The organism is Chroococcidiopsis sp. SAG 2025, from assembly GCF_032860985.1.
GTDB lineage: Bacteria > Cyanobacteriota > Cyanobacteriia > Cyanobacteriales > Chroococcidiopsidaceae > Chroococcidiopsis.
Genome location: NZ_JAOCNC010000001.1, coordinates 5943832 through 5957736, shown reverse-complemented (window position 1 = coordinate 5957736; position 13905 = coordinate 5943832). Strand labels below are relative to the sequence as shown.

The following is a 13905-nucleotide window of genomic DNA, read 5'->3' as shown; positions in this document are numbered from 1 at the left end:
ATTTACGTTTCATCTAGCCTTGAGCTTTAAGGTGACGATCTTCCACGGTAAAATACTCTTGGCTGTTCGGTCGGCTGAATTAGTAGCTATAGGTCTTTCTAAAAGATCGAGATTGTCGGCTACGCTTAAATTTAAGGTGTTCTGTAGGTCTAATTGAGCTGTATCGCCGTGGCATTCATAGCACCGCAAAATTAACTCTTGCGGGTCGTCTTCCGAAGGCTTGAACGCCATCAAAATTAAGTTATCGGCTGATATTGTTAAAAAGCTTGTAGTAGCTGGGATCTTTCCTGATGTAGCAGTCGCAGCAGGCAACAGTAAAACTTGCAACGGTATATTCAGTTCGTAACCACGCCTAACTGTCTGTGCTTGTTGCCACGTACCAGCGTGAGGATAAAGTGCGTAGGTAAATTCATGTAAGCCTGCGTCTGCTTCGGGATCGGGCCATACAGGACTACGCAGTAATGTTAAACGAAGTCGATCCGGTTGGCAATCGTAGCCATATTTACAATCATTTAGCAAGCTGACACCACGATCGCTCGTACTTATGTCAGCCCAACGTAAAGCTGGTACTTCCCATTTTGCCTTTTCTTCTGAGGTTTGGGGTTGTGTCGGTCTGGCGATCGCACCGCAGGGAATTTCATAATTAGCATAGTCTGCTGATACATTCAGGGGAAAAGCAGCTTTTACCATCACATGACGTTCTTGCCAGTCAACGCTAGTTTTAATTTTGAGGACGGGAGAACCCATTTCTAAAATGTAATCTTGGCTAAAAATTGACTGACCGATTTTTCGAGCTACACTGACGCAACTTTGGATTAAATCGCGATCGCAATGTTGGTTAATACTTATGAGTTCAGCAGATGGTAAGGGGTGTTGAGCGTAATTAGGATCGATGTTCCATGCATCCCAATACTGTCCGCTATCTTGAAAAGCTTGTAGTTGATTGCCTGCACCACTGAGGACTTCCCATCGATTGATTTTGTCAAAAACGCTAGATAAATCTCCCGTATGAGAATCTACAGTAACGCGCAAATACTCATTTTCAATAACATATTCGGTATAACTTGCTACCTGAGAACTCAATGCAATGAAATTTGGGCGACGACATAACCAATAAAGGCGATAACCAACGGCAGGAATATCTTTGGCAAGAAAAGAAATGATGGTAGTAGATGTTTGTCGATCGCCCGTAAATTCAGCAACGCTAATGTAAGATTGGACGCTTTCTCCGGTTGAATTACAGATTTGCCAGTTAGTATCTTGTAGATTTGGAACTGTAAGTTCAACAACTTGCGGTCGCACCCAATTGAGCGAGTTAAAAACGACAATTGGCTGTGCTTCAGGATGAGGAGGTGGCGGAAAATTAATTTGAGAGGCGATCGCTTGCAAAGATTGGTTTAAAATAGCTGTTGCCGTTTGCTCTGCTTCTTGCCAGCCTTGGTTAGCATCAACATAAACTTCAGGAATGGCAGAACCAGGCAATATATCGTGGAATTGATTGAATAAAACTTTTTTCCACGCCTCTTCAATTTCTGTTTGAGGATAGGCTGTCTCAGCCGTCAGCATTGCCAAAGTTGCGAACGATTCTGCTTGATATAACAAGTCCTCGCAGCGACGATTGAATCGTTTTTGATCGGCATGAGACGTATAACACCCGCGATGAAATTCTAAATAAAGTTCATTTTGCCAAATGGGGAAATGTAGAGACGTTGCAAGCAACGTCTCTACATGCCGAATTTCCCGCAAATACTTCTCAGAGGTGGTAAACTCCAAATCGGGAAAAAAGGGTGATTGTTGCCAGCGTCGCGCTACTTCGAGCATATCGCGTGTGGGACCACCACCATGATCGCCGACCCCAGGCAGCCAGAGAACTTGCGGTAATTGAGTTTTGGCTTCCCAGTCGCAAGCATAGGCTGCCATTTTGACCGGATCGATGCCTTCACCGATGGGCGCAGACATGAGGCTAAGTAGATCCGTACCGTCAGGCGATCGCCACCAAAAGACTTCATCGGGAAATTGAGTCGTGTCATTCCAGCGTAATTTCTGAGTGACGAAATATTCCATTCCTCCTAAACTTAGAAATTGCGGTAGAGTCGCGCAGAAGCCGAAACTATCTGGCAACCAAGCAACAGAGGAAATTTGACCAAATTTTGCTTGCACGTATCTTTGTCCGTACAATAGCTGCCTGACAATTGATTCTCCGCTGACGGTGTTGAGTTCTGGCTCTACCCATAAACCGCCGACAATTTCCCAACGTCCAGCTTTGACTAGTTGTTGAATTGCGGTAAATAAATCGGGACGGTGTTGTTCGACCCAGGCGTAAAGAGCAGGAGTAGAATGACAAAAAGTGAGTTCGGGAAAAGCTTGTTGCAAATTGAGAACGGAAGTAAACGTGCGCTGAGCCGCTTCCCAAGTTTCGCTGACAGCCCACAACCAAGCTAAATCCAAGTGAGCGTGTCCGAGAAGAAAGATTTTAGATTGTGGGTTGCACCTTTGGTGCGCTTTCAGCGCAGCGTCACACCTTTGGTGCGCTTCCAGCGCAACGTAGATTTTGGATTGGAGATTTTGGCGTAAAGTGTGGAGCGATCGCCCAAATTTGTCTTTATCTGGTAAGCTCGACCAATCGATTTGCGCGACAGCAGTAGCAAGCGTGGATAATTGTTCTGGCTCAAAGGTTTCTAAACGTTTCTGGATAATGGCTAATTCATCTGCCACAAAACTTGGCTCTGGATCTGCTGGATCGTTTGATTCATATAAGCATAGCGATCGCACTAAGGCTCCATCGTCGTGATTTGGACTTACCAGCCGTAAACTCACAGAAAATTCTTCCCCAGGAGTCACGCCAGAACTGAGGAGTATTCTCGTCGAGCAATCGAATAAATCTCCCTCTTGTACCAATTCGTCGTTGACATAAATCTGCGCCAATTCCGCCCACCAAGTCAAAGCCAGTCGTAGCGATAAGCCAGCCAGAGGATAGCCCTGTAATTGTGCTGGAACTACTAACTTTTGCTGCAACCACAAAACTTTTTTCCCTTTTTCCCAAGCAATATGTCCTCTATTATTGAGGGAGCAGGGAGCAGGGAGTAGGGAGCAGTTAATACCGACTTCCAATTCTGACTTCAGCCACCCCAACCAATTCATCTGGAGATCGACTTGAGTACAGAGGCGTAACTGAGCGATCGCTTGTGCAATTACCTCTAAATTGGAGTGTGGTGCAAAAGATGTCATAGATCTAGCCCAGTTATGAGGACACGAAAATATCAAAACACTAAATTATAAAGATAAAAGCACGGTTGAGAAGTGATAAGAATCGATCTATTTTAAGATTTCAGTTAGCAACAAACGTTATAAAGGGAGCTGTTTCTCGATAAGATCGGTGCATATCTGCCGACATGAATGTTAGCCGCCTCAAGGATAAAATACTCATTCATTTTTTAGATCGTTCGTTTCATCATTTATAATTCCTCGTCCGCACTTAGTCTATGACTCCTGCTTCCTCCGCTCGCTATCAAAGCAGACTGTTTCGATTCGTTCACAAGCAGTCGCGCCGCTTTACCCAGCAGTGCGATCGCGCTTGGCGCAATCTCCAATCTACTGCCAGTTGGGTTGCAGCTGTGGGCATGTATCCTATATTTCTACTGTTACAGTCCAGGCGATCGACGGCAAATCAAGTACATCAAGCAGTTGAAGCAACCCTGCGTCAGTTGCCATCTGATGACGCGATTGTGCAAAAGGAATCGCCAACGGTTGATACTCCGATTCGGCAAGTCTTGCTGTATGTTAAGGGAGCAGGGAGCGCTTCGGTGCAGGGAGCTGGGGAGAGAAGAGAGCTGGGGGAGCAACTACCAACTACCAATTACCAATTACCAATTACCAATTACCCCATCCAAGGTATTGCCTCGCAGCTAGCTAGTCGCAACTTGGTATTAGTGACAGCACAAAATCAAACTCTGGATGTTATCGATCCTCAGCAGCAGGCGACGTTACAAGAGCAGATCGTGACTGCCATCGCTCAGTACTGGCAATACCGTCAAAAAATTGGGCATCAATCTCAACTCCATAGTACGGGCGGGTTTAGAAACCCGCCCGTACCGACTCCCCCGTGGCTGACTTCTCTAGACCATACTGTGGCTGAGGTAGAATCTCATCATCTCGTCCGAGTTAAGTCAGCTGCGATCGCCTTCTATCAAGGTATTTTCTCTCAAAGTACCGATATTGCTGGTTCGGAGCGCCCTACAGCCGACGTGCAAACTGAGGCAAGCAGCAAAACTCACGCGACAAGAATTCTATCTCTGATTTGGGCGGCGATCGATTACTTTTTTGGGACGGACGATCGCGCTACTACACCTTCCATCACAACTAGTACGACTCACAAGCGAGTTTCCCCGCTCACAGGTAGATCGATCCCCGTAAATCCTAAATTTCCCGCTCGTCGCCCAACTGCCAAGCTTCCTGCTAGTAACGATTCAGCCGATCGAGATCTAGAAGATCCCTGGCTGACGGCTAGCGATCTATTTGGATCGGTTACGCCAGAGACGACAGGCGATCGCGCCGTACCTACTTTTGCTCTCCCCACTAATCCTATCGTTGATTATACTTTCCCTCAAGAGCGTGGCAGGTTGCGTCAATTCCTCTCCAAAATTAGAGCGCCTAAAGGTATAGCTAAGCAACAAACTACGGCGAACGATTCCCCCAACCCCCCTTACAAAGGAGGGCAGCAGTCTACTCCTGAAATTTCAAGGTTGCAAAATCGTGCTAGCAAGAAAATATCACCTCTCTTAAGAAGAGGAGTTGGGGAGATCGAACCTAGAGCAAAAAGCGCTGAAATTCGTAGAACTAGCAAAGTCAAACAATCGCTGCACAAAGCGGAGCCGAGCAATATTTCTACACCGGAGACTCGAAACTCATCCATGCAGTCAACACCAGACTGGATTGAAACTCCTGCAACCTTAATGGGTTATGTTAAACATCCACTAGAGCAAATCTTGGCATGGCTCGATCGCGCCATGTTGTGGTTTGAAGAAGTTTTTCTGAAATTTTGGCAGTGGATACACAAGCTGTGGCGTAAGTTCTAAAACCTCAGCTTGAAGAATTTAGCTTTCAAAAACAGCTTGAAAAACTGGGGAATTCCGCGACGCGAGCGCCTCTATTTTTCCGATTCATCTTTTTCAAAAAACGTCCGCAATCGCTCTCGCCAACTGCGATCTTGCGCCTTACGCGATCGCCCTTTGTATTCCCAATTTTCTATACCTGTAACATTTCTGGCATCTGAGGATTGACGCGAGAAGATCTCTAGCTGTACCAACCACCAATGATAAAACTGGGGATATTTAACGTTTTCGGTAGAGCAGTCTAGCAATTCCATTGCTCGTGCTTGAGGTGAGAAAGTCGTATTGCCACTGTCGTCTGTTTCTTCCAGTAGCAGCATTGCCCGCTCTCTAATTTTATGTTGAATAGTTTCGACCGATAGCCTCATGCACTCTGGGCAAATGTCACCTTGGATGAATCCTTCGTCATTGTGTAGGAGCGTGCGGACTCTACCTGATTCAAACATGCGATCGCAGACAGTACAACACAGGTGATGGGGGCATGAACTTAACTTTCGCTCCAGTCGAATCCTCATTGTAATTTTTTACTCCATCAGTGTAGTTAAGTCTGAGAGTGCAAAGACAACATTAACCGTTCGCTCCCCTATAGTTAGTCAATTTTTGAGTTAAATCTTGTAAATTGCAACATTAGAAAAACTTTTATCGATAAAGCTCGTACTATTCTAAGTAGTTACACTCAGATAAGCCATACTGTTGTCAAATCGTTTGTTTTACCTTATACCCTCACCTGTAGAAGATCCAACTTAACTCTACTGTGAAAGTAAAAGCAGACGGTGACGGAATAGTAAGTTACAAAATATGATGTAGCTCTGCCAGACTAACTTACTTCATCATAATTTTTAATGCACCTTAAGGACGAATTCTTGTAGTACATCGAGAGGTAGCATTTTTTATCAGTACTGTAGGGGAAAGTCGTAGGAAAATACATCTCGCAACGTAGAGGCGATCGACTATTCAGCTATTTCTAGATCTCGTGTCTTTCCCTGCTCCCTTGCTACTTTTTGTTGTTGGTTGCCAGTTCTATTTTCTATATTGGCGCTGAAACCCGACTGAAATGTAACGATCTAATAATTATTTGTTCATTTAGCTTCACAACTATAAGCGTGACTGCTCGAAGGTATATATTTGCTTTTGCTTTATTCAAATATAAGAACGAGGAGTCAGAGTGAGGAGAACGTTGCAGTCAATTGCAGCGCTGTTGCCGCTGTTTTTGGCGTTAGAATTTTTTGGCACGACTAGTACTGCTGTAGCATCAGGTTTTGCAATTCTCGAACAAAGCGTGCGCGGTTTAGGCAGTGCTTTTTCTAATAGTGCGGCGGCGGATGATGCCAGTACGATCTTTTTCAACCCTGCTGGATTAACTCGTCTGTCAAATAATTCGGCGATCGCGGCAGGATACTATATATCTCCTACAGCTCTGTTTCAAGATCGAGGCTCGATAGTTGTCACTGGCGCACCTTTAACAGGTGGAAATGGCGGAGATGGCGGCGTGGATATTTTTGTTCCTAACTTCTACGCTGTCTGGAATGCCAGCGATCGCGTCAAGCTAGGTTTGGGAGTGAATTCGCCTTTTGGTCTGAAGACGAGGTACGATCGCGACTGGGTTGGGCGCTACTACGCGATTAATTCAGAACTCGTCACAATTAATATTAATCCTACTGTTGCGGCAAAACTGACAGACAACCTTTCTTTAGGTGCTGGCATCAACTTACAATATGCCGAAGCCAAACTGTCAAATGCGATCGATTTTGGTTTAATCGGTGCTACGAGATTGCGTACCGCGCCTCAAGCAACTGATGGTTCTGTTGAACTAGAAGGTGATGATTGGAGTTGGGGTTATAACTTGGGGTTACTCTACGAACCCAATCGGAAAACGCGCCTCGGCTTGGCTTATCGTTCGGCGATTACCCACGATTTAGCAGGGGAGGCTGATTTTAACGTTCCTACAGCAGTGTCAGCTTTAACCGCGACTGGACGATTTCAAGATGGTAGTATTGCGGCTGAATTGAACCTACCCGATACTTTATCTCTTAATGCCTATCATCAAATTAGTTCTCGCGTTGCACTAACAGGCGACGTAACTTGGACGAATTGGAGTCGGTTTGAAGAGTTGCGCGTCACATTTGACAACCCAGTGGAACCGGATAACGTGCAGCCGGAAAATTGGCACGATACAGTGCGCTATTCTTTAGGAATTAATTATACATTGAGTCCAGCCTGGGAATTACGTGCTGGTGTTGCTTACGATCCGAGTCCGGTAGATAGTACGTACAGATCGCCGAGAATTCCAGATAATAATCGAACGTGGTTAGCGATCGGTGCTAGTTTCAAAGCTTCTGATGCTATTAGTTTTGATATAGGTTACGCGCACTTATTTGTTGATGACAGTGAGATCGATTTATCTAGCAGTACTAGCGGTAACTTGAGAGGAAAAATTGAAAGTGATGTTGATGTTGTTGGATTGCAACTAACTTGGAAATTTTAATCGAACTATGCCACAGAAAATCCCTCCTCATCTTCTGATAGCAGTTTTCATAGCAGTTTTCAATTGGGTAAAACACACGATCTGTAGGGGCGCACGGCTGTGCGCCCCTACTACAAATATCAGGCACGCAGGAGAGCGAATCTAGTGTAGCGATCGCCAAAATTGTGACGAACTATTTGCTCAAGTATGAATCTATTCAGTCTGAGGGATTGTCTATGCCTATACTAAGACCACCCCCCAAGGAAATTGACACTCTACGACTATCTGGTAATTTTACAGCAAAGCTGAAAGCTCCTGTTCTAGAATACGCAAAGTTCGTACCGTCCGCAAAGGCAGAAATGCTAATTCCTGTAGAAACCCCGCCACAAAGACTAGCTTCGCTATCTTCTGCAATGTCTGTCAATAATTCAGAATCAATTGCTAAATGAGTCATTGTTTACCTCTCAATTTTCGTGTCAACGACAGTACAGACTTTCACTAACGCGGAAAGATTTGCTGTATGCTCAAACAATTTAGCGCTAGCGGGATTGTCCCTAGATAAATTGGTTAGAAGCAAAAAATTCATTATTTATCCTGTTGAGAACGAACGGTTGGTAATTCTGGACTTTCAAGCGTCCAAGAATTGAGATAAGAATTACTGTATTTTCCACTTTGGCTAACTCGCCAACCGGCAATCAGAAAGGTGGTTGTAAAAGTTAACCAAATACCGACTAAGCCAAATACAGCTTTATGCATCTGTCTCACTTGTATTTGATTCAAGCGAGTTTGATTCGAGCAATTTTTTTGTTGAGTAATCATCAGCTTTGTCAAGATACTGCAAAAATTTGTCGTGTACTGGGGCTATTTTGTTGGCATCAATGGCATGTAAGGGAATAATGGATGCCAATTCATCAAAGTTGCGGCTACCAAGAAAAAAGCTATCCAAAAAAACATGAATGAGAAATTAATGTTTTTGCGCTTCCACGAATTATGCAGCCAAAACCAACTGAATAGCCAACCAAACAACAATAATGTCTCTTTACCAGAGTATGGACCAATTTCACCAAATAGCTTGTTAGCATTGTGGCTACCTGGTATCCAACTGCCAAGCATCCAAACAAACTCATCCCACGATTTAAAAAGTACAGTTAAATGTTGGTTGACCATCATATAAAAGCAACCAAAACTAGCACTAATTAAGGCGGCGGTGGCTGAAGCGGAACTATGAGGTGGATTTTTAGAACCAACAGCTAATCCTGATGGAAAATGCTTGATACACTGCCAGATTTGACTGTAGATTGGCAGTTTAATCGGCGTAGTTTCGTCAATCAAATTTTGAGTTCTTTGTGGTGATTTTTGATTCATCTGTCAGTTTTTCCAGTCATTAAACGATCACAAGCTATGGATTTTAGCAATACCAATACCAGTGACTAAACCACCTAAAGCAAAAAACATGATTGCCATCAATGTAATTGAGGTAGCTGCCAGAACAGGAACATTTTTCTTATCAACTATAGAGTCTCCATAGCACCAAAGAATCCACGTACAGGCTGCTCCTAGTGGCACTGTAAACAGTACAGTAAATTCGTGATATTCCATGAACACGTTATGAACTAATGGAGAGTTTGATTGCAACCAAGCACGCGCACCACCTATAGGTGCGCGGTATCTCATATAAGCCCAGTTACCTGAAACAATAGACAGTAAGGCTAGTACTGTTGTCCAAAAAGTTAATGTTCGCAGTTGCGGTAAAATCTTGCTTGCACCTCGAAGCAATGGGAAAGCTAAATGTCCTGTATAAGCAGCAACTACTGTTGCCAGTATGGCGGCTGAACCGTGTACTACACCCATCCAACGCTGCCAAGGACTAGGATGCAATAAATTAAACAGAGGCAAGAATAGGAATGTTGCTGCTGATAAGATGCTAAGACCATAAACACAAACCTTAGCAATTTCTGTCTGCTTGGGAAGATTTTGTGCTTCTGGGTAAATGTGAGATGGCAACACCATAAATTTAGACGAACTCCTGAGCGATCCTGTTAGCTATTACTACTGAAAGTATCGGTAATAGCTTTAATAGTTTAAGAACGTTGATGTACATTTGGAAAGTTAGCTTGAATGACTGAGATAACCTTGTAGCGAATAACTATCTTAGTCAACTCAATCTCACTTTTGGGATATACACGAACAAAAAACTTAGCTGCAAACTGAAATTACATTTTTTGCAACCAATTTGTTAGAAGATAATTGCAGAAAGCAAATCTTATCGCTGAAAGCAAATCTCTAAGATTGCAGGAAGCTTTCAGCGATATAGCGTCAACGCTAGAGCAATTTCACTAGCGCTCTACTGTAATACTATAGAAGCAATCGAGGTAGAGCGCGCATAACGAAAAACTCCATCATCAATAGCTTCTACTATCACTGACGTTCTAGCGTCAGCATCTTTCGGATCTAAACCACGAGCATCAGCAAAACCATAAACTCTTGCTGCACCGCCAGTCAAACAAATTTCATCTTCTTCTTGCAGAACTTTCAAACCTTTTATGGAATTTTCGATCATACCAATATCCTCCAAATATACAGAATATCGCAGTACTAATACAACTCCATCTATCGATTTATAGTTGTATTTAATAATAGTGGACTGACTGCAATTGAGAATACCAGCCAATACAATTCAAAAAGATAATTTTACATATCTTGATTAACTATCTTCTCTTGCAAACTAACATTGATATATTTTAAATTAACTGAGAACAAGTAAATGATCGAAGTAACAAAAATCTGCTCGTAAGAATTACTTTAATGTTCTATAACTACACGGATAAATTGAGCTGATTCTATTTAACTCTAAACTGAAAAATACTTGCCTTTGATACGTACAACGTCTGTAATTCTCTATATAAAGGAGAAACAGTAAAAACACTAATAAACTATATAAGCATGTTGAGTTTGAATAGTTAGAAATTAGTATTACACTACGTAGCAATACACTTTAGCCATTTAAGCGAGCGCTTTCATCTATCGCTCGACTTAGAAAAGTTGTTGGAGCATTAGTTTCGGTGAAAATATCGAATCATAGCTTCATCTATCTTAGCAATGTCTATTGTTTCAGAAAAAATGAGCGATCGCTCGCCAATTGCGAACTGTTGTAAAGTTAATCGCCTTTGGGAATGTAAAAATTAGGTTCTCTAGAAATCTCTATTCCTAAATAATTACTAACTTCTTGCGCTAACCATTCCATTTCTGGTTCGGTTAGAATCGAATCACCCCACAACTCATACCTATTTTTACCAATCCAAATAGTCATATATCGACGGTTACCGTGATATCCGTAAATTAATTTTAACGCCGTCACCTTTTGTTTACTTGCATTGAAAATCTGGCGATACTTCCAGCCGAATATTTCATGAGTAAGCTCGATTTCCTGAGAACTGATTTTGAGTCTAACTCGCTTTAATAAATACTTCAGAACTCCCGAGATTAAAATATAATTTCCATACCACAGACCTCCCAGAATTAACCATATTAAAGGATGGCTAATTCTCAAGTATGGGGAAAAAACTATGCCTGTTGCTGGAAGGAGAATGAGATTATAAAAACTGGCAAAAGCTGTAGTAAATCCTACGCCAAAATTCCAACCTTTAGCAGGAAGAAGAATTTCCAAGATATCTGCTTTTCTAGTTAGCTTAACTTTACTATCACTAGGTTGTTGGATCGTTGAAGGAACTAGATCTACAGGCTGAGGTTGAATCAATTCTTGTAATGCATGTTCGGCAGAAGTAAAGCGACGCTCTAAACTTGGTTCTATCATCCGCCGCAACCACCGAGTGAATTCAGGACTGAGATTTGCTAATAACTCAAATTGAATTCGTCCATCTTTTTGCGGTAAATCTGCCGGATGCGTCCCCGTTACTAGATAAACTAAAGTTGTACCCAAACTGTAAAGATCGGAAGCAGGAACGGTGCGATCGCCAAATTGTTCGGGTGGCATATAGCCATAAGTTCCTACAATTGTCATCGTTCCGCCTTCTTTTGCTGCTAAAGTTTGCACGGAACCGAAATCAACTAAATAGACTTGTCCGATACTGTTACCAGAGCGATCGCCCAGTAAAATATTACTCGGTTTAATATCGCGGTGAATGACTGGCGGTTGTCTGCTATGCAAATAAGTCAAAATTTCTAGTACTGCTTTTGCTAGCTGTTTGATTTCTACTTCATCAAAGCTACGTCCAGATTTAAGATAGTCTTCTAAAGATTTTCCAGAAATATAAGTTTGTACTAAAGCAAAACCCTTGTTACCGTCATTGAAATCGAGTTCGTAATAATCTAAATAACGGGGAATTGCAGGATGAGAAATTGCTTGTAATATTTTGGCTTCCCGTTCAAATAATTTCAGTGCATCCCACTCAAAATCACTGGCGAAGGACAGGAGTTTGACTACAACTAACTCCTCAGTTTTTCTGTCACGCGCTAATAACGTGCGTCTGCCTGCTTTTTTTGCTAATTGTTGTATAATCTCATATCGCTGTTCTAGAGTATTGCTAGTCAGCGGTGTCTCCCAATTGCGCTCGGACATAAGATTAAGTCGTAAGTCGTAAGTCGTAAGTCGTAAATTGAGAATTAACTGGTCACTGGTCACTGGTCGTGCGCTCCCTGCCAAGGAGACAGCGAACAAACAACATTCTGACTCCTGGCTTTTTTGCAAGCATTAACATAACTTAATATAAAGATAGAGTAGGTTTTATTTTGACTTTATATCCATGCTAAGTAGGTTAGCGAGCGATCGCAAATCGCGTGTTGTCGTCATCGGTGCTGGAATTGGTGGTTTAACGGCGGCGGCGCTACTTGCCCGTCGCGGCTACCAGGTTTTAGTCTTAGACCAGGCAATCGTCCCTGGAGGGTGTGCCTCGACTTTTCAACGGAAAGGATTTACCTTTGATGTCGGCGCGACTCAGGTAGCTGGTTTAGAACCAGGCGGAATTCACCACCGCATCTTTGCCGAATTAGAAATCGAGCTACCAGAAGCAACGCCTTGCGATCCTGCTTGTGCGGTATATTTACCAGGAGAGACTCAACCGATTAACGTTTGGCGCGATCGCACCAAATGGAAAGCCGAAAGAGAAAAACAATTTCCAGGTAGCGATCGCTTTTGGCAATTAATTGACAATTTATTTCAGGCGAGTTGGGCATTTCAAGCCCGCGATCCGGTTTTACCACCCCGCAACATCTGGGATTTGTGGCAACTGACGCAAGCCGTTCGTCCAGGGACTTTAGTTACCCTACCTTACACGTTTTTAACTGTGGGCGATGCTTTACGGGGACACGGTTTGGAAGACGATTGGCGGCTGCGGACATTTTTAGATTTGCAATTAAAACTTTACTCCCAAGTAGATGCAGAAGAAACAGCTTTACTTTACGCAGCTACAGCATTAAGCGTTTCCCAATCACCCCAAGGATTGTCTCACCTCCACGGTAGTATGCAGGTATTAAGCGATCGCTTGGTAGAAGCTTTAGAAAAATATGGTGGCAAGCTGCTGATGCGCCATAGTGTAGAGAAAATTTTAGTTGAAAACGGCAAAGTTAAAGGGATCTTGGTGCGCAACCAAAAAAATAAAGAAGTACGGACGGAACTCGCTGACGAGATCGTGGCTAACGTTACGGTACAAAACTTAGTTCAGTTGTTGGGTAGAAATGCCCCCCAAGGTTACAAGCAACGTGTCGATAAATTACCCGAAGCATCAGGGGCTTTTGTCGTGTATCTAGGTGTAGATGAAACAGCGATTCCGCCAGGATGTCCGCCACACTTGCAATTCATGTACGATCGCAATGGAGCAATCGGGGAAAATAATTCTTTATTTGTCTCCGTCAGTCGAGCGGGAGACGGACGCGCTCCAGAAGGAAAAGGTACGATTATTGCTTCGTCTTTTGTCGATCCGAAACCTTGGTGGCGCAGTGAAGATATTGAAGATTATAGGGCAATGAAGGAAAAATATACTCGGGAAGCGATCGCCCGTTTGGGACAATTCTTTCACCTCACGCCAGAAACAATATTACACCAGGAAGCAGCGACACCACGCACGTTTGCCCGTTATACAGCACGCGATCGCGGTATAGTAGGCGGGATCGGTCAGAGAGTCCCGACATTTGGACCCTTTGGTTTTGCCAACCGCACGCCTGTCAAAAATTTGTGGTTAGTCGGCGACTCCACCCATCCAGGGGAAGGAACGGCTGGCGTGAGTTATTCTGCGCTAACTGTAGTCCGGCAAATTGAGGCAATGCAATAGCGAGTCAGAAAAATTTGATACCGAGGCGCGATCGCTCTATTCTCAG

Annotated in this window: 11 protein-coding genes; 3 read left to right on the top strand and 8 right to left on the bottom strand. The window is 43.4% G+C overall.

Annotated features, from left to right (window positions below):
* Positions 1-9 precede the first annotated feature (9 nt).
* Entirely contained in the window at positions 10-3228 is a 3219-nt protein-coding gene (locus N4J56_RS29145) for an alpha-mannosidase (RefSeq protein WP_317109679.1), read from the bottom strand.
* 254 nt (positions 3229-3482) lie between these two features.
* Here N4J56_RS29145 and N4J56_RS29140 point away from each other — a divergent pair, with 254 nt between their 5' ends.
* A complete protein-coding gene (locus N4J56_RS29140; RefSeq protein WP_317109677.1) occupies positions 3483-5075 on the top strand; it encodes a hypothetical protein in 1593 nt (530 codons plus the stop codon).
* Between the two features lie 71 nt (positions 5076-5146).
* On the opposite strand, the gene N4J56_RS29135 is transcribed toward N4J56_RS29140, so the two are convergent.
* Positions 5147-5623 (bottom strand): hypothetical protein, encoded by a 477-nt coding sequence (locus tag N4J56_RS29135; protein ID WP_317109675.1) that lies wholly within the window; start codon positions 5621-5623, stop codon positions 5147-5149.
* A 650-nt stretch (positions 5624-6273) separates the two neighbouring features.
* Here N4J56_RS29135 and N4J56_RS29130 point away from each other — a divergent pair.
* Positions 6274-7593 carry an OmpP1/FadL family transporter gene (locus N4J56_RS29130; RefSeq protein WP_317109674.1) on the top strand — a complete coding sequence of 440 codons (1320 nt, stop codon included), beginning with the start codon at positions 6274-6276 and terminating at the stop codon, positions 7591-7593.
* A gap of 196 nt (positions 7594-7789) precedes the next feature.
* Here N4J56_RS29130 and N4J56_RS29125 read toward each other — a convergent pair whose 3' ends face one another.
* The 6 genes from N4J56_RS29125 to N4J56_RS29100 form a co-directional block, all read right to left on the bottom strand.
* Positions 7790-8026 carry a hypothetical protein gene (locus N4J56_RS29125; protein ID WP_106168012.1) on the bottom strand — a complete coding sequence of 79 codons (237 nt, stop codon included), beginning with the start codon at positions 8024-8026 and terminating at the stop codon, positions 7790-7792.
* Between the two features lie 131 nt (positions 8027-8157).
* Entirely contained in the window at positions 8158-8328 is a 171-nt protein-coding gene (locus N4J56_RS29120) for a hypothetical protein (protein ID WP_317109673.1), read from the bottom strand.
* A gap of 105 nt (positions 8329-8433) precedes the next feature.
* Positions 8434-8937, bottom strand: coding sequence for a hypothetical protein (locus tag N4J56_RS29115; RefSeq protein WP_317109672.1), 504 nt, complete (start codon positions 8935-8937; stop codon positions 8434-8436).
* 27 nt (positions 8938-8964) lie between these two features.
* A complete protein-coding gene (locus N4J56_RS29110; protein ID WP_317109671.1) occupies positions 8965-9582 on the bottom strand; it encodes a hypothetical protein in 618 nt (205 codons plus the stop codon).
* A gap of 334 nt (positions 9583-9916) precedes the next feature.
* Entirely contained in the window at positions 9917-10243 is a 327-nt protein-coding gene (locus N4J56_RS29105; protein ID WP_317109669.1) for a hypothetical protein, read from the bottom strand.
* A gap of 486 nt (positions 10244-10729) precedes the next feature.
* Positions 10730-12151: a serine/threonine protein kinase gene (locus tag N4J56_RS29100; RefSeq protein ID WP_410500628.1), complete on the bottom strand. Its 1422-nt coding sequence runs from the start codon at positions 12149-12151 to the stop codon at positions 10730-10732.
* A 184-nt stretch (positions 12152-12335) separates the two neighbouring features.
* Between N4J56_RS29100 and crtD the strand changes: the two genes are divergently transcribed.
* On the top strand, positions 12336-13859 hold the full coding sequence (gene crtD / locus N4J56_RS29095; protein ID WP_317109667.1) for a C-3',4' desaturase CrtD: 1524 nt from the start codon (positions 12336-12338) through the stop codon (positions 13857-13859).
* Positions 13860-13905: the final 46 nt, after the last annotated feature.

Excerpts from the sequence above, each read along its gene's own strand:
- N4J56_RS29145 (WP_317109679.1), bottom strand. The coding sequence starts at position 3,228 with ATGACATCTTTTGCACCACACTCCAATTTAGAGGTAATTGCACAAGCG.
- N4J56_RS29140 (WP_317109677.1), top strand. The coding sequence starts at position 3,483 with ATGACTCCTGCTTCCTCCGCTCGCTATCAAAGCAGACTGTTTCGATTC.
- N4J56_RS29135 (WP_317109675.1), bottom strand. The coding sequence starts at position 5,623 with ATGAGGATTCGACTGGAGCGAAAGTTAAGTTCATGCCCCCATCACCTG.
- N4J56_RS29125 (WP_106168012.1), bottom strand. The coding sequence starts at position 8,026 with ATGACTCATTTAGCAATTGATTCTGAATTATTGACAGACATTGCAGAA.
- N4J56_RS29120 (WP_317109673.1), bottom strand. The coding sequence starts at position 8,328 with ATGCATAAAGCTGTATTTGGCTTAGTCGGTATTTGGTTAACTTTTACA.
- N4J56_RS29115 (WP_317109672.1), bottom strand. The coding sequence starts at position 8,937 with ATGAATCAAAAATCACCACAAAGAACTCAAAATTTGATTGACGAAACT.
- N4J56_RS29110 (WP_317109671.1), bottom strand. The coding sequence starts at position 9,582 with ATGGTGTTGCCATCTCACATTTACCCAGAAGCACAAAATCTTCCCAAG.
- N4J56_RS29100 (WP_410500628.1), bottom strand. The coding sequence starts at position 12,151 with ATGTCCGAGCGCAATTGGGAGACACCGCTGACTAGCAATACTCTAGAA.
- crtD (WP_317109667.1), top strand. The coding sequence starts at position 12,336 with ATGCTAAGTAGGTTAGCGAGCGATCGCAAATCGCGTGTTGTCGTCATC.